This is a genomic window from Variovorax sp. GW821-FHT06D12 (genome assembly GCF_059419205.1).
Genome location: NZ_JBWKRI010000009.1, coordinates 167,060 through 193,126, shown reverse-complemented (window position 1 = coordinate 193,126; position 26,067 = coordinate 167,060). Strand labels below are relative to the sequence as shown.

The following is a 26,067-nucleotide window of genomic DNA, read 5'->3' as shown; positions in this document are numbered from 1 at the left end:
CGACCATGACCGACCACTTCGACGACACCACCTTCCCGCTGAGCCCCGAACAACGCGCCGTGCCGGCCGATGCGCCGCGCCTGCTGCTGCGCGCCGACATCGAGGGCGGGCTCGACGCTGCGCGCCTGCGCGACGTGGTGGCGCGCGTACTGGGCGCGCACGGCGCGCTGTGCAGCGCGATCCGCGCGGTGCCGGGCTACCGCGGCCTGCGCCAGCAGTACACCGACGGGATGACGCCGCTGGCCTGGGCGGACGCAGACCTGCGCGATGCGCCTGAAGCTGCCTTGGCCGACTGGCTGGCGAACCTGCAGGCCGCGCCGCTGGACATCGCGCGCGGCGAGATGGTCCATGCCGGGCTCGCACGCACCGGGGAGGCACGTCACACGCTGGCGCTTTCCGTGCATGCCTGGGTCGGCGACCGGGGCAGCCTGCAGCACCTGTTCGACCAGATCGCCACGGCCTTCGCGGACGAACACGCTTTCGATGCCGCCGAGGTGTTCCCGTATGCGCGCTTCGTGACCTGGCGCCAGGACCTGCTCGACGGCGAAGACGCCGCCGAGGGCCGCGCCTACTGGCAGCGCTACCTCGCGCAGGCCGCCGCGCTCACGCCGCCGCGCCTCGTCGGTCGGCAAGCTGCTGTCTCCCAGCAGACTGCGCGCGTGCGTGCCGACGAATCCGTCGACGCCACTTTTCTGAGTCGCATCGCCGCCTGCGCCGACACACTGGGCGCACAGCCCGACGCGCTGCTGCAAGCCGTCTGGTGGCTGCTGCTCGCGCGCCTGGACGGTACCGGCCGTTTCATCGCCGGCTGGCAGCACGACTGCCGCCGCGACTACCCGCCGATGCAGGGGGCGGTCGGCGTGTTCGACAAGGTGCTGCCGCTCATCGTCGAGACCGCGCCCGAGACGCGCTTTGCCGACTGGTTCGACAACGTCGACGGCACGCTGGCCGCGCATGTCGAGGCGCAGGAGTACTGGGCCGTCGAGGCTCCGCCCATCGCCGCGCACCTCGCGGTCGGCTTCGCGTGCCACGACCGGCCGCGCCGTCACGGCGCCGATCCGCAATGGCAACTGGCTGCGCTACCGGGGCCGTTGCCGGCTTTCGAACTCGCCTTGCAGATCGCATGGGACGCCGACGGCGCTGCGCTCTCGGTGCATGCCGATGCCGCGCGCCACAGCGAGATGGCGGCGCAGCGCCTGCTGATGCAATACCTTTGCCTGCTGGATGCCATCGTCGAACGCCCCGACACCGCGCTCGGCGCGCTGCCGCTGGTCGGTGCGCGCGAGCGCGAGCTGCTGCTGCAGTCGCAAGAGGCCGTGGCCGATGTCGGTACGCAGACCGTCACGCAGCGCATCGCCCATTGGGCCGTCGAAACGCCCCATGCGCCCGCACTCGAAGCAGGCGACCAGCGCCTGAGCTACCGCGAACTCGACCAGCGCATCGGTCGCATCGCCCACTGGCTGCAAGGGCAGGGCGTGACGCCCGGTGCGATCGTCGCGCTGAACCTGCCGCGTGCGCTCGACCTGCCGGTGGCGATCCTCTCTGTCTGGCGCGCGGGCGCCGTCTACCTGCCGCTCGACCCCGACTGGCCCGAGGCGCGCCGTGCGGCGGTGCTGGCCGATGCGAAGCCCATCTTCACCATCGACGCGGCATTGCCCGATGCGAGCACGCTGCCCGAAGCACAAGCCGCATCGCACATCGCTGCACCGAGCGACCTCGCCTACGTGCTCTACACCTCCGGCTCCACCGGCACGCCCAAGGGCGTGGCCGTCGAGCAGGGCCAGCTGCAGAACTACGTGGCGGCGGCTTCGGCGGCGATGCAGCTCGACACCTGCCGCCGCTGGGCGCTCACCAGCTCGGTGGCGGCCGACCTGGGCAACACCGCGCTGTTCGGCGCGTTCCACAACGGCGCCTGCCTCGTCGTGGCGGCGCCGCACGAGGCAAAAGATGCCGAGGCCTTCGCGTGCTTCATGCGCGCCCACGCCATCGACGCGCTGAAGATCGTGCCCTCGCACCTCGAGGCACTGCTCGAAACCGCCACGTCCTGCCTGCCGCGCACGCTGGTGCTGGGCGGCGAGGCCGCGCCGCGCGCGCTGGTCGAGCGCATCGCGCGGCTGGCGCCGCAGTGCGCCATCTACAACCACTACGGGCCGACCGAGGCCACGGTCGGCGTCATGGTGCATGCCGTCGAACCTGGCGCGCCGGTGCCCGAGCAGCTGCCGCTGACGCGCGTGCTCGCGAACAACCGCGTGCGCGTGCTCGATGCGTCGCGCGGCCTCGTGCCGGCCGGTGGGTTGGGCGAGGTCTGCATCGGCGGTGCGCAGCTGTGCCGTGGCTACCTGAACCGCGCGAACGCTGACGTGTTCGTCGCCGACCCGTTCCGCGCCGGCGAGCGCCTCTACCGCACGGGCGACCTCGCGTGGGTGCTGCCCGAAGGCGGGCTGCGGCTCGCGGGGCGCGCTGACCACCAGGTGAAGGTCCACGGCTACCGCGTCGAGCCCGCCGAGGTCGAGGCGGCGCTGCTGGCGCGGCCCGGCGTGCGCCAGGCGGCCGTGCTCGCCGTGCCCGATGCAGCCGGCGCGACCACGCTCGCCGCCTTCTTCGTCGGCGACGGCGAGGGGGTCGACGGCCGCGCGCTGCGCGAGCAACTCGCCGCGTTGCTGCCCGCACACATGGTGCCCGCGAGCTGCACGGCCGTGAGCGCCTTCGCGCGCCTGCCGAACGGCAAGATCGACCGGCTCGCGCTGGCGGCCTCGGCCCCGGCCGAAGCGCCGCAGCGTGCAGTGAAGGCCCCGCGCGACGCGCTCGAAGCGCTGCTCGCCGACGGCATGGCCACGCTGCTGGGCGGCGGTCCGGTCGGCGTGGAAGACGACTTCTTCGAACTCGGCGGCCACTCGCTGCAGGTCATCAAGCTGGTCGCTCGCATCCGCAAGCTGCTGCAGGTCGAGGTGGCGGCCGGCGTGGTGTTCGATCACCCGACGCCGGCGGCGCTCGCCGCCGTGCTGCGCGAGGCCAGCGCCGATGCCGTCGCGCTCGAACAGCTGGCGCAGACGCACCGGCAACGCGACCTGGCCGACGAATCCGTGGGCGAGGCCGCATGAGCATCGCCATGGACGAGATCACCCGCACCGTGCACGACGGCCAGGCGGTGCCGCTGTCGTATGCCCAGGAACAGCTGTGCTTCCTGCAGAAGCTCGAGCCCGGGCTCACGGCCTACAACCTGCCGCGTGTGTTCCGGCTGACCGGCGCGCTCGACGCCGATGCGCTGGAACGCGCGTTCCAGGCGGTCGTTGCGCGCCACGCGATCCTGCGCACGCGCTTCGTCGAACACGACGGCGTGCCGATGCAGATGGTGCAGGCCGAGGTGCCGTTCGCGCTGGAGCGCATCGACCTCTCGGGCCAGAGCGCAGACGAGCAGCAAGTTGCTGTCGATTCGCTCGTGCGCCGCACAGCGACGCATGTGTTCGACCTGGGCCGTGCGCCCGCGCTGGTGGCGCGGCTCGCAAAGCTGGCCGACGACCGGCATGTGCTGACCGTCTGCCTGCACCACATCGTGTCCGACGCCTGGTCGAACCCGATCCTGGCGCGCGACCTCGGCGCGGCCTACGCGCTGGCGCTGCGCAGCGAAGGCCCGGTGCAGCTGCCGTCGCTGCCCGTGCAGTACGCCGACTTTGCCGTGTGGCAGCGTGCCCGCGTGCAGGGCGGGGCGCTCGCGCCGCAGCTCGCGCACTGGAACCGCCACCTCGGCGACGAGGTGCCGTCGCTCGATCTGCCGACTGACCGCGCACGCCCCGCGCAACAGACCTTCGCCGGCACCGCGCTGGGCTTCGAGCTGCCGCCGGCGTTGGCGGCGGCGCTGCAGACCTTTTGCCGCGCCGAGCGTTGCACGCCGTTCGTCGTGCTGCTCGCGGCCTGGCAGGTGCTGCTGTCGCGCTGTAGCGGGCAGGACGACTTCGCCATCGGCGTGCCCAACGCAGGCCGTCACCGCGAGGAGGTGCAGGACCTGCTGGGCTTCTTCATCACCACGCAGGTGTTCCGCGCGCGGCTCGCGCCCCGGCGCACGCTGCGCGAGGTGTGCCGGCAGGTGCGCGCCGACGCGCTGGCCGCGCTCGACCATGCCGACCTGCCGTTCGAGGTGCTGCTGGCCAGCCGCAAGGACCGCCGCGACCCCGCGCGCAGCCCGCTGTTCCAGGCCATGTTCGGCGTGCAGATGGCCGGCGAGGCCGTCGCGCTCGACTTCGCGGGCGTGCGCGCCGAGCTGCAGGAGTTCGACGACGCGGGTGCCAAGTTCGACCTGTCGCTGGACTTCTACATCGACCCGCGCGGCGTGCGCGGCCGGCTCGAATACAACACCGACCTGTTCGACGCCACGACCGCGCAGCGCCTGGTGCGCGCCTACCAGCGCGTGCTGCAGGCGATGTCGGACGACCCCGATCGCGTGCTCGCGAACCTCGTGCTCACCGATGCGGACGATGAGGCGCGGCTGCGTGCGTGGAGCGAGAACCTGCCGCACCGCCCGTACACGCAGCCCGTGCACCAGAGGATCGAAGCGCAGGCGCGCGAGCGGCCCGAGGCGGTCGCGCTGGTGTTCGGCGACACGGTGCTGCGCTACGGCGAACTCGACGCGCGCGCCAACGCGCTGGCCCACCGCCTGATCGGCCTCGGCGTGCGGCCCGACATGCCCGTGGGCATCGCCGCCGAGCGCAGCCTCGAGATGGTCGTGGGGCTGCTGGCGATCCTGAAGGCCGGCGGCGCCTATGTGCCCATCGACCCCGAGCTGCCGCGCGAACGCATCGCCTACATGCTCGAAGACAGCGGGGTGACGCTGCTGCTCACGCAGTCGCACCTGCGCGAGGCGCTGCCGGTGGCGGTGCACGTGCAGTTGCTGGCATTGGATGCGCTCGACCTGTCGGCCGAATCCACCGCCTGCCCGCAGGTCGCACTGCATGGCGAAAACCTCGCCTACGTGATCTTCACCTCGGGCTCCACGGGCCGCCCCAAGGGCGCGGCCAACCGCCACAACGCGCTCTACAACCGCCTGGCCTGGATGCAGGACGCCTACGCGCTGGGCGACGCCGACACCGTGCTGCAGAAGACGCCCTTCGGCTTCGACGTGTCGGTGTGGGAGTTCTTCTGGCCGCTGATGCAGGGCGCGCGCCTCGTCGTCGCCGCGCCCGGCGATCACCGCGAACCGGCACGCCTGGTCGAGTTGATCCGCGCGCACGGCGTGACCACGCTGCATTTCGTACCCTCGATGCTGCAGGCCTTCCTGGCGCACGAAGGCATCGAGGCCTGCACCAGCCTGCGGCGCATCGTCTGCAGCGGCGAGGCGCTGCCGGCCGAGGCGCAGGCGAAGGTGTTCGAGCGCCTGCCGGGCGCGGGGCTGTACAACCTCTACGGCCCGACCGAGGCGGCCATCGACGTGACGCACTGGACCTGCCGCGCCGACGGGCTGAACCACGTCGCCATCGGCCGCCCCATCGCGGGCTGCAAGACCTACGTGCTCGACGCGGGCCTGAACCCCGTGCCGCCGGGCGTGGGCGGTGAGCTGTACCTGGGTGGCATCGGCCTGGCGCGCGGCTACCTGCACCGGCTGGGCCTCACGGCCGAGCGCTTTGTCGCCGACCCGTTCAGCGACAGCGGCGAGCGCCTGTACCGCACGGGCGACCTCGTGCGCTGGCGCGACGACGGCCAGCTGGCCTACCTGGGCCGCATCGACCACCAGGTGAAGGTGCGGGGCTTTCGCATCGAGCTCGGCGAGATCGAGGCGCAGCTGCTGGCGCAGCCGCAGGTGCGCGAGGCCGTGGTGGTGGCCGACGAAGGCCCGGGCGGCACGCGGTTGGTCGGCTACGTGTCGCCGCAGCCCGGTGCGGCGGTGGACGTGGCCGTGCTCAAGGCGCGCCTGGCCGAGGTGCTGCCCGAGTACATGGTGCCGTCGCTGCTGTGCGTGCTGCCGGCCCTGCCGCTCAACGCCAACGGCAAGATCGACCGCAAGTCGCTGCCCAAGACCGAACGCAGCGGGGCGCAGGCCTACGAGGCGCCCGAGGGCGTGGTCGAACAGGCGCTCGCCACGGTCTGGGCCGAGGTGCTCGGCCTGCCGCGCGTGGGTCGGCAGGACAACTTCTTCGAACTCGGCGGCGATTCGATCCTGAGCCTGCAGATCGTGTCGCGACTGCGCACGACGGGTTGGAAGCTCACGCCGCGCCAGATGTTCGAGCGCCAGACCGTCGCCGGGCAGGCGGCCGTGGCCGAGCCCGTGGACGCTGCGGTGCAGGCCCAGCAGACCGCTGCCGAAGGCGAGGTGCCGCTGCTGCCGTTCCAGGCCGCGTTCTTCGAGGCCGACATGCCCGAGCGCCACCACTGGAACCAGTCGCTGCTGCTGCAAGGCCGCGAGCCGCTGGCGGTGCCCGCGCTCGAAGCCGCGCTGGCGGCTGTGGTGCAGCACCATGATGCTTTCCGCCTGCGCTTCCATCGCGCGGCCGATGGCTGCTGGCGACAGGCCTACGAGGCCCTGCCGACGCGCTGGCGCGAAGAATGGCTCTGGGTGCGCGATGCAGCGAACCCCGCGCAGATCACCGTGCTGTGCGACGAGGCGCAGCGCAGCCTCGACCTCGCGCACGGGCCGCTGCTGCGTCCGCTGGTCATCCGCCTGCCCGGCGGCGACTGGCGCCTGCTGCTGGCGGCGCACCACCTCGTGGTCGATGGCGTGTCGTGGCGCATCGTGCTCGACGACCTGGCCACCGCGTACGCGCAGTGCCGCGACGGCCGGCCCGTCGTGCTGCCGCCGAAGAGCGCCAGCCTGCAGGCCTGGGCGCGCGCGCTGCAGGGCGAGGCCGCCACGGTGGACGGCGAACTCGCGCACTGGCAGGCCTTCGCCGACGTGCCGGTGGCGCTGCCCTGCGCGCGGCCCGACGGCGTGAACACCGTGGCGCGCCGCGCCAGCATCGCGTGGCAGCTCGACCGCGCGCGCACGCAGGCACTGCTCAAGACGGCGCCGGCCGCCTACCGCACGCAGGTCAACGACCTGCTGCTCACCGCGCTCGGGCGCGCGCTGTGCGGCTGGAGCGGGCATGCGCAGCTGGCGATCCTGCTCGAAGGCCACGGCCGCGAAGACATCCTCCCCGCGCAGAAGGCGCTCGACCTGTCGCGCACCACGGGCTGGTTCACCAGCCTGTTCCCCGTGCGGCTCGATCCGCTGGGCGCGTGGGGCGATGCGATCAAGCGCGTGAAGGAAGACCTGCGCCGTGTGCCGCAACGCGGGCTCGGCCATGGCGTGCTGAGGCATCTGGGCACGGACGCACAGCAGCAGGCGCTGCGCGCATTGCCGCGGCCGCAGCTGGTCTTCAACTACCTGGGGCAGGTTGATGGTGCAGGAGAGGCCGTGTGGTCGCTCGCACCTGAAGACGCGGGCGAGCCGGTCGCCGCGAGCGCACCGCTGCTGCACGAATTCAGCGTCAATGCACAGGTGCGCGACGGTGCGCTGCAACTGACGGTGGACTTCAGCGCGGCGCGGCATGCGCAGGAGGACGTGCAAGGCTGGGTGAACCGTTTCGGCGACGAACTCGAAGCGCTGATCGCGCACTGCACCTCGGGCGCTTGCGGCGTCACGCCGTCGGACTTCCCGCTGGCCGGGCTCGACGCCGCGCAGCTCGACGCGCTGCCGCTGCCCGTGGCACAACTCGAAGACCTCTATCCGTTGTCGCCGATGCAGTCGGGCATGCTGTTCCACAGCCTGGTCGATGCGCAGGGCGAGGCCTACGTCAACCAGCTGTGTGTGGACATCGACGGCCTTGATGCCGAGCGCTTCCGCGCCGCATGGCAGCGCGTGCTGGCACGCCACGAGATCCTGCGCAGCGGCTTCCTGGCCGACGGCGCCACGCCGTTGCAATGGGTGGCGCGCAGCGCCGAGATGCCGTGGGTGATGCAAGACCTGCGCGAGAGCGTCGATGTGCCAGCTGCACTGGCGCGGCTGGCCGCGTCGCAGCGCGCGAGCGGCTTCGACCTCGCGCGCCCGCCGCTCATGCGCATCGCGCTGGTCCGCACGCAGGCGCAGCGCCATCACCTCGTCTGGACCTACCACCACCTGCTGCTCGACGGCTGGAGCGTGGCGCAGCTGCTGGCCGAGGTGCTGCGCAGCTACGCAGGGCAGGCCGGCGAGCCCGCACCCGGGCGTTTCCGCGACCACATCGCGTGGCTCGCCGCGCGCGATGCACAGGCCGGCGAGGCGCACTGGCGCCGCGTGCTGGCCGGTGTGGAAGAACCGACACGCCTTGCCACGGCGCTGGTGCCGCCTGTCGCACCGCGCCCGGGCAAGGCCCGCCAGCGGCTGGCCTTCGACACCGAAGCCACGCGCGGCCTGCGCGAAGCCGCGCGGGCCGCGCACGTCACGCTCAACACCGTTGTGCAGGCCGCCTGGGCGCTGCTGCTGGGCCAGCGCACGCGCACGGGCACCGTCGTGTTCGGCGCCACCGTCTCCGGCCGCAGCGCCGAGATGCCGGGTGCCGAGCGCATGCTGGGCCTGTTCATCAACACGCTGCCCGTGGTCGCGCACCTGCGCCCCGGCCAGCCCGTGGGCGACTGGCTGCGCGAACTGCAGGCGGCGCAGGTCGCGTCGCGCGAACACGAGCACACGCCGCTGCACGAGATCCAGGCCTGGGCCGGGCTGGGCGGGCAGGGGCTGTTCGACACGCTGGTGGTGTTCGAGAACTACCCGGTCGATGCAGCCTTGCGTGGCGATGCTGCGGCCGGCCTGAGCTTCGGCGCGGTGCACACGCAGGAAGAAACCTCGTACCCGCTCACGTTGATGGTGCACGACGATGCGGCGCTGCACATCGACCTCGTGCATGCGCTCGACGTGTGCGACGAGGCGCAGGCCGCCGCGCTTGTGGGCCAGTTGCGCGCGGCGCTGCTGGCGCTGGCCGGCGATGCGGCGCAGGCCGTGGGCCAGCTGACGTTGGCCGATGCGGCCGAGCGCGAGCGGTTGTCGCTTTGGTCGCGCGGTGCATTCACGCCGGAAAGGGTCGTGCCCGTCCACCACCTCATCGAACAGCAGGCGAAGGCGAACCCCGATGCACTGGCACTCGTCACGGCCGACCATCGCCTCACCTACGCCGCACTCAACCGCCTCGCCAACCGCTGGGCGCACCGGCTGATCGCGCAGGGCGTGCGGCCCGACATGCCGGTCGCGATCGCGGTCGATCGCTCGGCCGAGACCGTCGTCGGCCTGCTCGCCGTGCTCAAGGCCGGCGGCGCTTACGTGCCGCTCGACCCGGCGTTCCCGACCGAGCGGCTGGCCTACATGGTCGAGGACAGCGGCGCTTCGCTGCTGCTCACGCGCCGCGCGCTGATGCCACGCCTGCCCGACGCAGCGAGCGTGCAGCGGCTGGCGTTCGACCTCGACGCGGCCGACGACGGCATGGCCGCCTGGCCCGACCACGACCCGGCGGTGCCGGTGCATGGCGAGCAGCTGGCCTACGTGCTCTACACCTCGGGCTCCACCGGCCGACCCAAGGGCGTGGCGATGCGCCACGACGCGGTGGCGCGCCTCATCGCGTGGCAGCTGCAACGCCTGCCGAGCGCGAGCCGCACGCTGCTGTTCGCCTCGCCGTGCTTCGACGTGGCGTTCCAGGAGATGGTCAGCGGGCTGGCCGGCGGCGGCTGCCTCGTGCAGACCACCGACGCGCAGCGGCTCGACCTCGATGCGCTCGAGGCGTTGGTGCACGGAGAAGGCGTCGAACGCATGTTCCTCACCTTCTCGGTGCTGCAGCATTTCGCCGAGCAGTCGCTGGCCTCGGGCCGGCGGTTGCCGGCGCTGCGGCAGATCCTCACGGCGGGCGAGCAGCTCAAGCGCACGCCCGCGCTGGCCGAGTGGCTGGCGCGCGAATCGCAGTGTCGGCTCATCAACCAGTACGGGCCGACCGAGACGCACGTGGTGAGCGAGTTCGTGCTCGACAGCGCAGGCGACGAAGACCTGCCACCCATCGGTACGCCCGCATCGAGCGCGCGGCTGCATGTGCTCGACGCGCAACTGAACCCCGTGCCCGTCGGCGTGGCGGGCGAGCTGTGCGTGGGCGCCGAGGTGCTGGCGCGCGGCTACCTGCGCCGCGCCGGCCTGACGGCGCAGCGCTTCGTCGCCGATCCGTTCGATGGGCACGGCGGGCGGCTCTACCGCACCGGCGATCTCGTGCGCTGGCGCGCCGACGGCCAGCTCGAGTACCTCGGCCGGCTCGACCACCAGGTGAAGGTGCGAGGCTTTCGCATCGAACTCGGCGAGGTCGAGGCGCAGATGCTCGCGCAACCCGGCGTGCGACAGGCCCTGGTGCTGGCGCAGGAAGGACCGGGCGGTGCGCGGCTGGTGGCCTATGCGGCCGGCGCCGAAGGCCAGCCACTGCGCCCCGCGGCGCTGCGTGCGGGTCTCGCGGCGGCGCTGCCCGACTACATGGTGCCGAGCGTCATCGTCGCGATGCCGCAGGGGCTGCCGCTGAACGCCAACGGCAAGGTCGATCGGCAGGCGCTGCCACCGCCCGAAGCGGCGGAAGAGCGCGCGCATGTGCCGCCGCAGAGCGCCACCGAAACCGCGCTGGCGGGTCTGTGGGCGCAGGTGCTGGGGCTGTCGCGCGTGGGGCGCGGCGACAACTTCTTCGAGCTCGGCGGGCATTCGCTCGCGGTGCTCAAGCTGCGCCAGCAGGTCAAGGCACAGATGGGCATCGACTTGCCGCTGCAGCGCTACTTCGAGTTGCCCGACCTGGCGGCCTGCGCGCAGGCGCTCGACGCGCAAGGGCCGGCGCAGGCGCAGCAGGCCGCGCAGGCCGAGAGCGATCTCGATCGCATGGATGCATTGTTGGAAAGTCTGGGGGGTTGAGTGAGCAGTAGCGAACGCAGTAGGGCCATCGCCCAACGGCTGGCGGGTTTGCCGCCGGCGCGGCAGAAGGAATTCATCGCCGCGCTGCGTGCGCAGGGCATCGACTTCGGCCGCCTGCCGATCGTGCCCGACCCGGCCGCTGTGCCGGGTGCGCCGCGGCCCGCTTCGTACGCGCAGGCGCGCCAGTGGTTCCTCTGGCAGATGGACCCCGAAAGCACCGCGCAGCACATCACGGCCGCGCTCACGCTGCACGGCGCGCTCGACGGTGCAGCGCTGCGTGCGAGCCTGCAGGCGCTGGTGGCGCGGCATCCGTCGCTGCGCACGCGCTTCGGCATGAGCGACGACGGCGTGCCGCAGCAGACCGTGTCGCCCGAGGCGGTGCTCGACCTGCGCGAAGCCGATCTGCGCGCCCACCCCGCGCAGGTGCGCGACGAGGCTGCGCGCCTCGTGCGCACGCCCTTCGACCTGTCGCACGGCCCGCTGCTGCGCGTGGGTCTGCTGCGCACCGGCGAGACCGCGCACCTGCTGGTGCTGGTGATGCACCACATCGTGTCCGACGGCTGGTCGATGCAGCTTCTGGTCGACGACTTCGGCGCGCTGTACCAGGCGCACCGTCAAGGGAACGACGCCGCCGTGCCGGCCGCGCCGGCGCTGCAGTACGCCGACTACGCGGCCTGGCAGCGCCACTGGCTCGAAGCAGGCGAGGGCGAACGCCAGCTCGCCTACTGGACCGAACGCCTGGGCGGCGAACAGCCGCTGCTGCAACTGCCCGCCGACCGCGCGCGTCCGCCGCAGGGGCCGTACCTCGCCGCGCGCCATCGGCTCGACCTGCCGGATGAGTTGACGCAGGCGCTGCGCCGCCGCGCGAGCGCCGAGGGCGCGACGCTCTTCATGGTGCTGCTGGCCGGCTTCCAGGCGCTGCTGCACCGCTACACGGGGCAGGGCGAGATCCGGCTCGGCGTGCCCGTGGCCAACCGCGACCGGCCCGAGACGGCCGGCATCCTCGGCCTGTTCGTCAACACGCAGGTGCTGCGCGCCGAGCTGGCCGGTCACACCACGCTGGCCGAGGCGCTGGCGCAGGCGCGCGAGGCGGCGCTGGGCGCGCAGGCGCACCAGGACCTGCCGTTCGAACAGCTGGTCGAGGCGCTGCAGCCCGAGCGCAGCCTGAGCCACCCGCCGCTGTTCCAGGTGATCTTCAACCACCGGCAGCAGGACCTGGGCGCGCTCGACCGGCTCGAAGGCCTGCGCATCGAACCTTGTGAACTCGACGAGCAGGCGGCGCCCTTCGAACTTGCGCTCGACACGCTGGAGCAGGCCGACGGAACGCTCGGCCTGAGCTTCACCTACGCCCGCGCGATCTTCGAGACCGCGACCATCGAGCGCATGGCCGCGCACTACGTCGCGGTGCTGCGCCAGCTGGCCGACGACCCGTCGCGCACGCTGCGCGAGGTGGCGCTGCTCGGTCCGCAGGAGCATGCCCAGCTGCGCGAATGGGGCGAGGGCCGGGACACCGACTGGGACGAGGTGCCCGTGCACCGCCTCGTCGAGCGCCAGGCCGCGCTGCGGCCCGAGGCGACGGCGCTGATCGTCGATGGCGTGCCGATGTGCTTCCGCGATTTCGATCGGCGTGCCAACCGGCTCGCGCACGCCCTCATCGCGCAGGGCGTGCAGCCCGAGGACCGCATCGGCCTCGCAGTGGAGCGGTCGCCCGAGATGGTGGTGGCGCTGCTCGGCGTGCTGAAAGCCGGCGCGGCCTACGTGCCGCTCGACCCGGACTACCCGCCCGACCGGCTCGACTTCATGGCGGCCGACAGCGGCGTGCGGCTGCTGCTCACGCAGGCGCGTGTGCGCGAACGCCTGGCCGCATCGATGCAGGCGCTGCCCGCGCTGCTGCTCGATGGCGGCGTGCTCGACAGGGGTCCTGAAAGCGCGCCCGATGTCGCGGTGCATCCCGAACACCTGGCCTACGTGATCTACACCTCGGGCTCCACCGGCCAACCCAAGGGCGTGGCCGTGGCGCATGGCCCGCTGAGCATGCACATCCAGACCATCGGCCGCGCCTACGGCATGACGCCCGAAGACCGCGAGCTGCAGTTCGCGTCGATCAACTTCGACGGCGCGCACGAGCGCATCTGGACGCCGCTGGCCTTTGGCGCCACGCTGATGCCGCGCAGCCAGGAGCTGTGGACCGTGCACCGCAGCCGCGAAGAGATGCAGCGCCACGGCATCACCGTCGCGTGCTTCACGCCGGGCTACCTGCAGCAGATGGCCGACGAGCTCGGCGAGGACGGGCGCGTGCCCACGCTGCGTTCGTACACCGTCGGCGGCGAGGCCATGGGCCGCGTGGCCTGCGAGCGCGTGATGCAGACCCTGCAGCCGCCACGCCTCATCAATGGCTACGGCCCGACCGAGACGGTGATCACGCCGACCATCGCCAAGGCCTATGCCGGCACTACCTTCGACGCCGCCTACCTGCCCATCGGCGCGCCCGTGGGCGACCGCCGCGCCGTGGTGCTCGACACCGACATGAACCTGGTGCCGCCCGGCATGGCCGGCGAGCTGTACCTCGGCGGTTCGGGGCTGGCGCGCGGCTACCTGAACCGCGCCGGCCTGAGCGCCGAGCGCTTCGTGGCCGACCCCTTCGATGCGAAGGGCGGGCGCCTGTACCGCACGGGCGACCTCGTGCGCTGGCGCGCTGACGGACAGCTCGAATACCTGGGACGGCTCGATCACCAGGTGAAGGTGCGCGGTTTCCGCATCGAGCTCGGCGAGGTCGAGGCGCGGCTGCGCGCGCAGCCCGGCGTGCGCGAGGCCGTGGTGGTCGCGCGCGAGCGTGCAGGCGGTGCGCTGTTGCTGGCCTACGTGTCGAGCCTCGACGCGCAACGCCCGGTCGAGGCCTTCACGCTGCGCGATGGGCTGGCGCAGGTGCTGCCCGAGTACATGGTGCCGTCGGCGATCACCGTGCTCTCGGCGCTGCCGCTGAACGCCAACGGCAAGGTCGACCGCGCCGCGCTGCCCGAGCCCGTGTTCGCTGCTACAGCCGACAGATGGGAAGCGCCGCAGGGCGCGGCCGAGGAGGCGATGGCCGCCGTGTGGGCCGAGGTGCTGGGCGCGCCGCGCGTGGGCCGCAACGACAACTTCTTCGAACTCGGCGGCCATTCGCTGCTGGCCATGCAGCTGCTCGAGCGACTGCGCCGGCAGGGCTTCGGCGCGCAGGTGCGCACGCTGTTCCAGAACCCGCGCTTCGCCGACTTCGCGCGCGCCACGCTGGAGGCCGGCGCCTCGCCGCGCCCGGTGCCGGTGGTGCCCGACAACGCGATTCCCGACGGCTGCACGCGGCTCACGTCGCAGATGCTGCCGTTGGTGACGCTCGACGACGCGCAGCTGCGCCGCATCGAGGCCGCCGTGCCCGGCGGCGCGGCCAACATCCAGGACATCTACCCGCTCGCGCCGCTGCAGGAAGGCCTGCTGTTCCATCACCTGATGCAGGCCGAGGGCGACGTCTACGTGCAGTCGCTGCAGATGCGCTTCGACAGCCAGGCGCGGCTCGACGCGTTCATGGACTGCCTGAACCGCGTCATCGCGCGCCACGACATGCTGCGCACGGCGGTGCTGTGGGAAGGGCTGGCGGAGCCGGTGCAGGTGGTGCACCGCCATGCGCCCGCCGAGATCGAATGGCTGCCGGTCGACGCCGCCGCAGGCGATGTCGCCGCGCAGCTCGAAGCGCATGTGCGCCCCGGCCACTACCGCCTCGACGTGCGCCGCGCGCCCATGCTGCGCGCCATCGCCGCGCACGATGCGGCGGGCGGTGGCTGGCTGTTGCAGCTGCCGAGCCACCACCTGGCGCTCGACCATGTCTCGCGCGACCTGCTGGTCGAGGAGATCACGCTGCTGCTGCAAGGCCGCGCCGACGCGCTGCCCCCACCCGTGCCGTTCCGCAGCTTCGTCGCGCAGGCGCGACTCGGTGCCGACGTGGCCGAGCAGGAGACGTTCTTTCGCCGCATGCTCGGCGACGTGCGCGAACCAACCGCGCCTTTCGACCTGTTCGACGCGCGCGGCGATGGCACGGCCGTGGAAGAAGCGCACCTCGAACTCGACGCGGCATTGGCGCAGGCCGTGCGCACGCAGGCGCAGCGCAGCGGCGTGAGCGCGGCCACGCTGTTCCACCTGGCATGGGCGCTGGTGCTGGCCAAGACCACGGGCAAGGACGACGTGGTGTTCGGCACCGTGCTGTTCGGCCGGCTCGCGGGCGGCGAGGGCGCGGGGCGCGCGCTCGGCATGATGATCAACACGCTGCCGCTGCGCGTGACGCTGGGCCGCAGCCACGCGCTGGCCTGCGTGCGCCAGACCCACGCCGCGCTGGCCGGCCTGCTGCACCACGAGCATGCGAGCCTGTCGCTCGCGCAGCGCTGCAGCGCGGTGCCCAAGGGAACGCCGCTGTTCTCGACGCTGCTGAACTACCGCTATGTGGCGCAATCGCCCGAGGCGGGCGCCGGTGCCGGCGGCTGGGAAGGCATCGAGACGCTCGGCGCGCAGGAGCGCTCGAACTACGCCTTCGCGCTGTCGGTGAACGAACGCGCCGACGGCTTCGCGCTGACCGCGCAGGTCGATGCATCGGTTGGCGCCGCGCGCGTGTGCCAGTACATGGACGACGCGGTGCGCCGCGTGGCCGACGACCTCGCGCAAGCGGCCACGCACCCCGTCGTGGCCTTCGACCTGTACACCGCCGACGAGGCGCAGCGCCTGCAGGCCTGGGGCGAGAACACGCCCGCCTACCAGCACACCGCGCCGGTGCATGTGCTGGTGGCACGCCAGGCCGCGCTGCGGCCCGAGGCCACGGCGCTGATCTTCGGCGACCACACGCTGAGCTACGCCGCGCTGGAGGCGCGCGCCAACCGGCTGGCGCATCACCTCGTGCGCGCGGGCCTGCGGCCCGAAGTGCGCGTGGGCCTCGCGGTGCGGCGCTCGGCCGACATGGTCGTGGCGCTGCTCGCGATCCTGAAAGCGGGCGGCGCCTACGTGCCGCTCGATCCGGCCTACCCGCCGCAGCGCCTCGCCTACATGGTGGAAGACAGCGGCGTCGCGCTGCTGCTGGCCGACGACGCTGTGGTGCTGGACCGCATCGGCCTGCCCGGTGTGAAGGCGCTGAGGCTCGACACGCTCGACCTGTCGGACGGCCCCTCGCACGACCCCGGCGTGGCGGTGCACCGCGACCACCTGGCCTACGTGATCTACACCTCGGGCTCGACCGGCAAGCCCAAGGGCGTGGCGGTGGCGCACGGGCCGTTGGCCATGCACGTGCAGTCCATCGGCGAGGCCTACGGCATGACGCCGGAGGACCGCGAGCTGCAGTTCGCATCGATCAACTTCGACGGCGCGCACGAGCGCACCTGGGTGCCGCTGGCCTTCGGCGCGGCGTTGATGCCGCGCGACGAAGAGGTCTGGCCGGTGGAGCGCACCTGCGCCGAAATTGCCCGCCACGGCATCACCATCGCCTGCTTCACGCCCGGTTACCTGCACCAGATGGCCGAGTTGATGGGCGAGGCCGCGAGCCGGCTGCCGATCCGCTCCTACACCGTGGGCGGCGAGGCGATGCCGCGCACCAGCTTCGCGCTGGTGCAGTCGGTGCTGAAGCCGCCGCGCATCGTCAACGGTTATGGGCCGACCGAGACGGTGATCACGCCGATGATCGCCAAGGCCGCGCCGGGCGAGGGCTTCGACGCGGCCTACATGCCCATCGGCCGCCTCGTGGGCGACCGCACGGCCTATGTGCTCGACGGCGCCATGAACCAGGTGCCGCCCGGCGTGGCCGGCGAGTTGTACCTCGGCGGCGACGGCCTGGCGCGCGGCTACCTGCAGCGCGCGGGCCTGAGCGCGGAACGCTTCGTGGCCGACCCCTTCGGCGCGCCGGGCGGCCGGCTCTACCGCACGGGCGACCTCGTGCGCTGGGAGGCCGACGGGCAGATGGCGTACCTGGGGCGCATCGACCACCAGGTGAAGATCCGCGGCTTTCGCATCGAGCTCGGCGAAATCGAGGCGCAGCTGCTGGCGCTGCCGCAGGTGCGCGAGGCCGTGGCCGTCGCCAGCCAGGGCGGGGGCGGCGCGCGGTTGGTGGCGTATGTCTCGCCGCTGGCGGGCGAGCGTATCGAGCCTTCGCAGCTGCGTGCCGGCCTTGCGGCGCTGCTGCCCGAGCACATGGTGCCGGCCGCCATCGTCGTGCTCGACACGCTGCCGCTCAACATGAGCGGCAAGGTCGATCGCCATGCGCTGCCGGCGCCGGTGTTCGCCGGCGGCGACGGCTACGACGCGCCGCGCGGCAGCGCCGAGCAGGCGCTCGCGCGCATCTGGTCCGAGGTGCTGGGCGTGGCACGCGTGGGCCGCGACGACAACTTCTTCGAACTCGGCGGCGATTCGCTGCTGAGCCTGAAGGTGATGGCGCAGGCGCGTCGCCTGGGCCTGCCGGCGCTCGATCTGAAGCTGCACGACTTCCTGCGCGCGCCGACCATCGCGGGGCTGCTGGGCAGGCGTGCCGAGGCGCCGTCGCTGGTCGCGCTGAATGCCGTGGTGCCGGGTGCGGCGCCGCTGTTCTGCCTGCACGCCGCCCTGGGCACGGTGTACGACTACGCACCGCTGGCGCGCCGCCTGCAGGGCGTGCGCACCGTGTACGGCCTGCCGTGCCGCATGCTCGCCGACCCTGCGCACCGCGACGTGTCGCTGGCGCGCATGGCCGACGACTACGCCCGCATGCTCCGTGGCGTGCAGCCGCAGGGGCCGTACCACCTGCTGGGCTGGTCGCTCGGCGGTGTGCTCGCGGCGGCCGTGGCGGCGCGGCTCGAAGCCGAAGGGCAGGCCGTGGCGTTTCTCGGCCTGGTCGATCCCTACGTGCCCGAGCCCGACGCGCCCTTGCAGACGGTGGACGACGATGGCCGCCGCGACTTCGCCGACTTCGTCGCCTCGGCCTGGCCGGCGGCGCGCCTCGACGGGCTGCTGGACATCGACGACTTCGTCTGCGACGAGGCGACGGTGGCCGCGCTGATCGCCCAGGCGCGTTCCAAGGCGCAGGCCCGTGGCGATGCGCTCGACATGCCGGCGCACGCGAACCTGCCCGACGACGAACTGGCCCGCATCTTCCTCGTGAGCCAGCAGCTGAAGGCGATCGAGACCGAGGCGCTCGTGCCGCTGCGTTGCCGCGCCGAGTGCTGGTGGATCGCGCGGCGCCCGGCGGCGGACCGCGCCGCGCTCGCGCTGCAGCTGGGGCGGCCGGACCTCGCGAGCACTGCGGCGCTGGACGAGGACCACCACGCGATCCTGCGCAGCCCGGTGTTGTTGACGCAACTGGTCGAGCGACTGGGCGAAGCCGAAGCCCTCGCGGCCTGACGCCCGGGCTTAAAAAAACGCACGACCCGGAAGCCGGGTCGTGCGTCAAGGGCACCCTTCTGCCGGTGCCGCCCTATTTCAGTTCGTTGGTGCGTGTCAGAGCTTGTAGCTGAGCTTCAGCCAGGCGTTGCGCGGGTTGCCTTGCGTGTAGCCGTTGTAGGCGCCCAGGCCGTTGTAGTAGCGCTTGTCGCCCAGGTTCTCGATGTGCAGCGAGGCGCTCAGGCGGTTGTTGATGTCGTAGCGCGCCATCAGGCCGAACAGCGTCAGGCCGCCTTGCGAGGCGCGGCCGAGTTCGTTGAACTCGTCGTAGTAAATGCCGCTCTGGTAGCTCACGCTGCCGCCGACGGTGAGCTTGCTCCACTCGCCCGGCAGGCGGTAGCTGGTGGCCACCCGGAACAGGCGGCGCGGGTACTGCGGGTTCAGCAGCACGCCGTCGGCGTCGCGCTTGGCGTGGTAGGTGTAGCCCGCGAGCATCTGCAGGCCCGGCAGCACTTCGCCGGCGGCGGTGAGCTCGAAGCCCTTGCTCTTGGCGCCCTGCACCGCGCGGTACGGGATGCCGCCGTCGGGCAGCAGCGAGCCGGCGCCGGTGTCGATCACGGCCAGGTTGGTCTCGCGCGTCTTGAAGATCGCGGCGCTGGTGTTGAGCTTGCCGCCGAAGTGCTCGCCCTTCAGGCCCAGCTCGATGTTCTTGCCGCGCTGCGGTGCAATGAGCGAGTTGTTGCGGTCGCGCACCGTATTCGGCTGGAAGATGTCGGTGTAGCTGCCGTACAGCGAGAGTTCCTTGCTCACGTCGAACACCACGCCCAGGTAGGGCGTGACCACGCCGTTCTCGCGCATCGAGCTCACGCCGGTGCGCCGCCAGGTGGTCCAGTCGAGCGTGGACGCGTCGGACTTGTACCAGGTGCCGCGCGCGCCGACGATGAGCGACAGCGGCTCGGCCAGCTTCAGGCGGGTCGAGGCGTAGATGGCTTTCTCGGTGGTGTTCAGCGGCGCCGTGTACAACGGGTACGAGAAGGAGGTCGGCTCGGGGAAGCTCTGCAGCTGGTAGAAGTTCAGCGGCCGGCGGTCGATCATGCGCGGCACGGCGCCGCGCGTGTACACGGTGGCGTCGTAGGTGTTGTAGCTCATGCCGACCACGGCCTCGTGCGTCTGGCCGAAGGCCTCGAACGGGCCCTTCAGGTGCACGTCGAGGGCCTTGTTGGCGCCTTCGGCGGGGTTCTCGCGGATGTCGATGGTGGAGGCGCCGGTGCGCGCGTTGATCGCGCGGTAGATGCTCAGGTCGCCCGAGGCGCGCTCGCGCTTGCTCTTGAGGTAGCTGGCGTCCACCTTGAGCTGCCAGCCCGCGCCGAGGCGCTGGTCGAGGTTCGCGAACAGCTTGTCGCTGTACATGTCCCAGTAGCTCCACGGGGCGCTGGAGTTGAACGAGCGTGGCAGGTTGGTGCGCTGGCCGTTGCTGAAGAACAGCGGGCTCTGGCCGTAGTTGGCGCCGTCGATGGCGGTCTTCTGGTGCTCGAAGCCCACCGACAGGCGCGAGCCCGCCGCGAGGTCGACTTCGAGAATGCCGTACAGCGCGTCTTCGCTGCGCTTCTTGTTCTCGATGAAGCTCTTGCCGTCGGTGCGCGAGGCCATGAAGCGGCCGCGCACGGTGCCGTCGGCGTTGAGGGGGCCGCCCACGTCGATCTCTGCGTTGTAGCGGCTCCAGCTGCCGATGCCGCCCGAGATGTGCCCTGCGAACTCGGAGGTCGGGCGCTTGCGCACGAGGTTGATGGCGCCGCCGGGCGAGCCCACGCCGTTGAGCAGGCCGGCCGCGCCACGGATCACCTCGACGCGGTCGTAGAAGGCGGTGCTGATCATGCTCGACTCGCCGGCCACGCTGTTGAAGCCCAGCGTGGGCACGCCGTCGATCATGGTGCTCAGGGCGAAGCCGCGCGAGGAGAAGGTCACGCGCTCGTCGTTGCGGTCGGCCACGATGCCGGGCGTCTGGCGCAGCACGTCCTCGAGGGTGACGAGGTTCTGGTCGTCGATCTGCTGGCGGCCGATGACGCTGACCGACTGCGGCGTCTCGCGCAGCGACAGGTCCATGCGCGTGGCGCCGGCGGCGGCGCGCGTGGTGTACGAGCCCGTGCCTTCGGTGGTGCCGTCGGTGGCGGCCTGCGCGGCCACGGTCACGGCCGGCAGCGTGGACGCGCCGCCCGTGCTCTGGCGCTGGATGGTGACGCGCGTGGGGCCGTTGCGCACCGCCACGAGGCCGCTGCCGGCCAGCAGGCGGTCGAGCGCCTGCTGGAAGCTCAGGCGGCCCGACACCGCCGGTGCGGCCAGGCCCGAGACCACGTCACCGGCGGCGAGCACCTGCACGCCGGTCTGGCGCGACAGCTCGTTGAGCGCGGCGCCCAGCGGCTGGGCGGGGACGTTGATGTCGCGTGCTTGTGCAGCGGGCTGGTCGGCGCCCTGGGCGGCGGCGAGGCCGCTCCAGCTGGCAAGGGCGGTTCCGAAGGCGGCGGCAAGCGCGGCGCTCAGGAGTCGGTGGCGAGGCGAGAAACGCATGGGTGAAGGCTCCAGACAAATAAATCGGTGCGGCATGAAAGCGGGCGGCGCGCCGCAGCCGTCGATCGGATGCGGGGTGCTTCTGGATGTAAGACGTTTGAACTCGAAAAAGAGAGACAGGCCCGTGACAAGGCATCGGCCGCCGCGTCGATGCGGGTCGAAAAACGAGCGGGAAAAAGGAGCAGCGCGCCCGTGGGACGCCCGGGTCAGCGCGCCTGCAGGCGCACGCTGCCGTCGGGCCGGGCCACCGCCACCAGCGGCAGGATGGCCGGCAGCGCGTCGAGCAGGCCGGCCGAGTCGTTGGTGCGAAAGCGCCCCGAGAGCCGCATCGCGTCGATGCGGGCGTCGGCGCCGACGATGGGCGCGCTGCGGTAGCTGTTGACCGCGGCCAGCGCGTCGCCCAGCGGGGTGTTGTCGAACACCAGCCAGCCGTCGCGCCAGGCCGAGAGGGCGGCGGTGTCGGCCTGGCGCACCGGATCGGCGTGGCCGTCGCGCACCTCGAGCATGTCGCCGGCGCGCAGGTCGACCACTTCGCCGCTGCGCTCGGTGCCGGCCTGGCGCAGCACCTGCACGCGCACATGGCCGTGCTCGACGCCCACGGTGATCGGGCCGCCGCGGTCGCGCACGGTGAAAGCGGTGCCGACCACTTCGATGATCGCCTCGCGCGTGCGCACCACGAAGGGCCGCTCGGCGTCGGGCGCCACGTCGAAGCGGACCTCGCCGCGTGCCATGTCGATCATCCGGCGGCGGCGGTAGAGCGTGACGTCGACGGCGCTCTGGGGCGCCAGGTCGAGGCGGCTGCCGGCCGAGGCATCGGCGGCATCGGCCAGCGTGACCTTGAGCATCCGCGCGTTCGGTGTGCGGTACGTCGCCTGGAACACGGGCTGCTGCCAGTACCACTGCACGCCGCGCCCGGCGACCACGCCGGCGCCGAGCAGGCCGGCGACCGACAGCAGCAGCTTGCGGCGCGAGGGGTTGCGCGGGGCCGGTGCGGGCACGGGCTCGTCGAAGTGCGCGCGCAGGTCGTCGGCCATGCCGCCCAGCGCGTTCCAGCGCTCGCGCGCCTCGCGCACGGCGGCGGCGTGTTCGGGCGAGCGCGTGCGCCACTGGTCGAGCGCGAGCCGGGCGCTGTTGGCGGCCGGGCTCGGCGGCGCGATCTCGTCCTCGACGATGAGCGCGAGCGCGCGTTCGATCAGCCGTTCACGCGGAACGACCGCTGTGGCCGCACGGCTCATGAAAAGTCTTCGGCCAGTGCGGTGTCGAAACCGGCGTGGCTGTTCACCGCCTGCGGCTCGATCAGTTCCTGGCGCAGCTCGGCGAACACGCGCGAGCAGTCGATGGTGGCGCGCAGCAGGTGCTTGGCGACCGCCATTTCGGTGATGCCCAGGCGCTGCGCGATTTCGGCGCGCGAATGGCCGTAGGCGCGGAACAGCAGGAACACCTCGCGCCGGCGCGGCGGCAGCTGTTCCATGGTTTCCACCACGCGGCGCAGCACGCGGTGCTGGGCCACGACGTATTCGGACGAAGGGGCCGTGAGGTGCGTGCCCACGACGGCATGCGAGACGGCCCACTCCTGCGCCACCTTGCGGTGGCGGGCTTCGTCGATGCACAGGTTGCGCGCCACGCGGAACAGCAGGGCACGCGGCGACTCGATGGCGGCGCCGTCACGCAGGCCGAGGGTGTGCGTGTACACGCGCTCGAAGCTGGACTGCGCGATGTCGGCCGCATGGTGCGGGTCGCGCAGGTCGCGCGTGAGCTGCCGGCGCAAGTCCGCGTAGTGAGACACAAGTTCCTGGACGAGGTCGCGCATCCGGTCGCCTTCTCGCAAGCATCGACAAAGGACCCCTGGGCCGATGGCTGGTGCGCGCCGGTGAAGAGGAGGCGAGGGCGCTGGCTTCGGTGACCCCGGGGATGGGGTGAATAAGAACTATTCTTATTGAGTGTAGCACCGAAGCCTTGCGTTTCCGTGGCTAGACCACGGGCGCGGCGTGGGCGGGGCGCTCTGCGGCCGGCACCTGTGGCGCCTGCGCGGTGTGCCGCGGCGTGGCGTTCAGCAGCGCCTGGCCGATCTCGTCGGAGCGGATGGCGGTGACCGACAGCAGCGTGTCGCTCAGGCCGTGGCTGGTCTCGCAGGCGCCCTGCAGGAAGATGCCCGGGCGCAGCGCCGGCGTGCCCTGCACGCGGTAGTCGCGGTCGACCGAGAAATCGCCCAGGTAGGGCGCCAGCGGCGCCAGCAGCGTGCGGTGCGCGTCGCGCGCGTAGCCGGTGGCGAGCACCACGGCGTCGTAGGCCTTGTCGTGGCGCGCGCCGGTGTTCAGGTCGTGCAGCGACAGGTGGATGCCGTCCTGCGCGGCGCGCACGACCGACACCTCGTGCCGCCGCAGGAAGCTGTGGCGCGTCGAGCCGGCCACGCGCTGGCGGTAGAACACGTTGAAGATCTGCTGGATCAGTTCCAGGTCGGGCGCGGCGTAGTTGGTGTGCCAGAACTCCTCGAGCAGCTCGGCGCGCTCGTTCACCGAGCGGTTGAACACGAAGTCGGTGAAGTCGGTGTTGAAGATCTCGTTCACGAACGGGCTGTCGTCCGAGGGCTTGATGGAGCGCGCCCGCATGATCAGGTCGACCTGCGGCTTGGCCGGGTGCGACTGCAGGTCCATGAAGATCTCGGCCGCGCTCTGGCCTGCGCCCACGATGGCGATGCGGTCGGCGCCGGGGTGGCGGGCGATGGCCTCCAGGTAGGTGCTCGAATGGAACACGCGGCCGTCGTCCCGCAGGGGCTGGAAGCGCGCCGGGATGTTGGCCACGCCGCCCACGCTCACCACCAGGTTGCGCGCCAGGCGCTCGCGCACCGCGCCGTTGGCGTCGCGCGAGCGCACGCGCAGCAGCGAGACCTCGTTGCCCTTCATCTCGGGCACCACCTCGAACACGGCCTCGCCGTAGGCGCAGCGGTCTTCGAACTGCGCCGCGGCCCAGCCCAGGTAGTCGTTGAACTCGTGGCGGCTCGGGAAGAAGGTCTTGAGGTTGATGAAGTCCTGCAGGCGCTGCTTCTCGTGCAGGTAGTTCAGGAAGGTGAAGCGGCTGGACGGATTGCGCAGCGTGGCCAGGTCCTTCAGGAACGAGATCTGCATGTGCGCATTGTCCAGCAGCATGTTGCGGTGCCAGACGAAGCCCGGCTGCTTCTCGATGAACAGCGCATCGACGAAGTGGCCCTTCTGGCGCTTCTCGTCGAGCGCGATGGCCAGTGCGATGTTGGACGGGCCGAAGCCGACGCCGATCAGGTCATGGATTTGCATGGATGTCCTCCAGGGATGGCTCGTGTCGACGAGCCGGGGCCGGCGAAGCGGCGGTGGGGTCGGCGCGCGGAATCCACAGCGCCTCGCCGAAGAAACGCTCGCGCCACAGCACGCCCAGCAGGGCGCGCTTGTGCGGAAAGTCGAACTCCTTCACATGGGCGTAGCCGCAGCGGCCCAGGCTCCGGATCATTTTTTCGTTGTCGGCGCGCGGCTCGATCACCAGGCGCTGCGTGCGCGGGTCGTCCAGGAACAGGTAGTGCGACACCGACGGCATCCAGGCCGTGAGAAAGGGCTTGCCGCGAAAGCGCGCCTCGCCCACCAGCGCATGCCAGCCGCGGTCGTGGTCGGCCGCGTCGTAGAAGGGCGCGATGCGGTCTTCCTTGGCCCAGTAGGCCTCGAAGTAGCCAAAAGGCTCGCCGTCGAAGCGGCCGACGAGGCCGGTCACGCGCGGGTCGGCCGCGATGCCTTCCAGGTACTGGCGGTGGCGCGCGAGGTCGCCTTCCTCTTCCCAGAAATGGGCGACCACGGGGTCGTTCATCCAACGGTGGAAGGCGGGCAGGTCGCGTTCGATGTCGACCGTGTCGAGCGTGAGCGTCTTACCCAGCCACGGGATGTGGCGGCGGTACACCGTGCCCTGCGGCTTGGCGGGGCGCAGCGGATGGCGCTTGCCCTGCGTGACGACGAAGCGCTGCGCGAAGGGCTCGCGCGGCTGCGGCAGCCAGGCGCGCGGCCATTGCCAGAAGGCCTCGCGCGCGACCGTGGGCAGCGCGCCCTCGGCCGGCGTGACGATGCCCGCGTCCACCAGCCGCGTGCCGGTCGGCAGCGGCGATTGCAGCGCGAGCTGCCGCGCGGCCGGGTGGCGCTGGAAGGCCGCCTCGATCGCCGCCAGCAGGTGCGCTTCGTCAGGCTCGCCCGCGCAGGCGCCCAGCCATTCGAGGCGCGGCGTGCCGGGCTGCGCGCGCAGGGCCCAGGTGCTGCCGTGGCGGTCGCCGTCGAGCGGCGTGACCTTGAGCGCGGAGCCTTCCAGCCGGACGTCCAGCACCCGGCCTTCGGGATGCGCGTGAAAGCGCCATGCAGTGTCGTGGGCGGTCAAGCAAAGCCTCCGGGGTGTGGTCGATGTGTGTGGGATGCAGAAGGAAGACGCAGGCTGCGGCCGGATGTTTAGTCGGCGGTGCTTGCGCAGCGCTCCCGCTCGAACTCGGGCGAGAGCGGACACGCGCCGCAGTAGCCCAGCCGCGGCACGAGGTAGTAGAGGCAGCACTGGCGGTGCAGCGTGACGGGCGGCGCGCTGCGGTCGGTCACGCGCACGCCGCGGCGCGCGGGCATGCACATCGGGTTGTCGCGCAGCGTGCCGCACGGTTGCGGCCAGGTCGGGCGGTGCAGCAGGTGCTCGAGGTCGGCGGCCACGGCGGGCGCCTGGCCGCTCATGCGCAGGCCTTCTTCGAGCACCGGCTCGAGGTAGCGCACGGCGTTGCCCCAGAGGATCTTGGGCGCCAGCCGTGTGAGTTGCGTCAGCAGTGCGAACAACGGGGCCAAGTGTTCCCACAGCAGCACGTCGTAGCGCGCGGCCGTATCGGTGCCGGGGCGCGGCGTGCCGAGTTCGACGATGTGGAAGCACTCCGGGTCGCCGTCTGCGTCGTCGAGCGACACCCACACCTGTTCGGGCGTGACCGGAAAGCCGTGCTGCAGCAGGCTCGCCGCAGCGGCCACGGGCGGCAGCAGTGCGTGCAGGTAGTTCATGCTCCAGGCGGACGCGACCGCGCGCAGGTCGCGCTCCGGCATGTTCAGCGTGCGCGCCTTCAGGCGCAGCAGCGCCAGCAGGCGCGGCGGATCGGCCAGCAGGTCGGCCACGCGCACGGCGTCGGGCGGTGGGTGCGGGGCGCAGGCCAGCGTTTCGCCGTAGGGCGCCCACTCGCCCTGGAAGATCGGCGCGAGCAGCGGGATCACGGGGCGGGGCCGAAGGTGGCGTGAAGAAGAAGGCGCACAGGCATGCAG

The 26,067-nt window shown here is 71.9% G+C and carries 9 protein-coding genes; 3 read left to right on the top strand and 6 right to left on the bottom strand.

Annotation, left to right across the window (positions count from 1 at the left end):
- Positions 1 to 5 precede the first annotated feature (5 nt).
- The 3 genes from AC07SQ_RS25875 to AC07SQ_RS25865 are packed head-to-tail and all read left to right on the top strand — an operon-like array spanning position 6 to position 18,238.
- Positions 6 to 3,101 carry a non-ribosomal peptide synthetase gene (locus AC07SQ_RS25875; RefSeq protein WP_495271775.1) on the top strand — a complete coding sequence of 1,032 codons (3,096 nt, stop codon included), beginning with the start codon at positions 6 to 8 and terminating at the stop codon, positions 3,099 to 3,101.
- Positions 3,098 to 10,861, top strand: a complete 7,764-nt coding sequence (locus tag AC07SQ_RS25870; RefSeq protein ID WP_495271774.1) for an amino acid adenylation domain-containing protein — start codon at positions 3,098 to 3,100, stop codon at positions 10,859 to 10,861. Before AC07SQ_RS25875 ends, AC07SQ_RS25870 begins: the two co-directional genes overlap by 4 nt.
- Entirely contained in the window at positions 10,862 to 18,238 is a 7,377-nt protein-coding gene (locus AC07SQ_RS25865) for an amino acid adenylation domain-containing protein (RefSeq protein WP_495271773.1), read from the top strand.
- Between the two features lie 96 nt (positions 18,239 to 18,334).
- On the opposite strand, the gene AC07SQ_RS25860 is transcribed toward AC07SQ_RS25865, so the two are convergent.
- From AC07SQ_RS25860 to fhuF, 6 genes are all read right to left on the bottom strand, one after another.
- Positions 18,335 to 20,782 carry a TonB-dependent siderophore receptor gene (locus AC07SQ_RS25860; RefSeq protein ID WP_495271772.1) on the bottom strand — a complete coding sequence of 816 codons (2,448 nt, stop codon included), beginning with the start codon at positions 20,780 to 20,782 and terminating at the stop codon, positions 18,335 to 18,337.
- Positions 20,783 to 20,988: 206 nt separating this feature from the next.
- Positions 20,989 to 22,017, bottom strand: a complete 1,029-nt coding sequence (locus AC07SQ_RS25855; protein WP_495271771.1) for a FecR family protein — start codon at positions 22,015 to 22,017, stop codon at positions 20,989 to 20,991.
- Positions 22,014 to 22,592 carry an RNA polymerase sigma factor gene (locus AC07SQ_RS25850; protein ID WP_159275880.1) on the bottom strand — a complete coding sequence of 193 codons (579 nt, stop codon included), beginning with the start codon at positions 22,590 to 22,592 and terminating at the stop codon, positions 22,014 to 22,016. The genes AC07SQ_RS25855 and AC07SQ_RS25850 overlap by 4 nt, the downstream gene beginning before the upstream one ends.
- A gap of 160 nt (positions 22,593 to 22,752) precedes the next feature.
- Positions 22,753 to 24,072 (bottom strand): lysine N(6)-hydroxylase/L-ornithine N(5)-oxygenase family protein, encoded by a 1,320-nt coding sequence (locus AC07SQ_RS25845; protein WP_495271770.1) that lies wholly within the window; start codon positions 24,070 to 24,072, stop codon positions 22,753 to 22,755.
- Positions 24,059 to 25,165, bottom strand: a complete 1,107-nt coding sequence (locus AC07SQ_RS25840; protein WP_495271769.1) for a GNAT family N-acetyltransferase — start codon at positions 25,163 to 25,165, stop codon at positions 24,059 to 24,061. The genes AC07SQ_RS25845 and AC07SQ_RS25840 overlap by 14 nt, the downstream gene beginning before the upstream one ends.
- A 68-nt stretch (positions 25,166 to 25,233) precedes the next feature.
- The gene (fhuF, locus tag AC07SQ_RS25835; protein ID WP_495271768.1) at positions 25,234 to 26,019 is read right to left on the bottom strand and encodes a siderophore-iron reductase FhuF; all 786 of its coding nucleotides are present in this window, start codon (positions 26,017 to 26,019) and stop codon (positions 25,234 to 25,236) included.
- Positions 26,020 to 26,067: the final 48 nt, after the last annotated feature.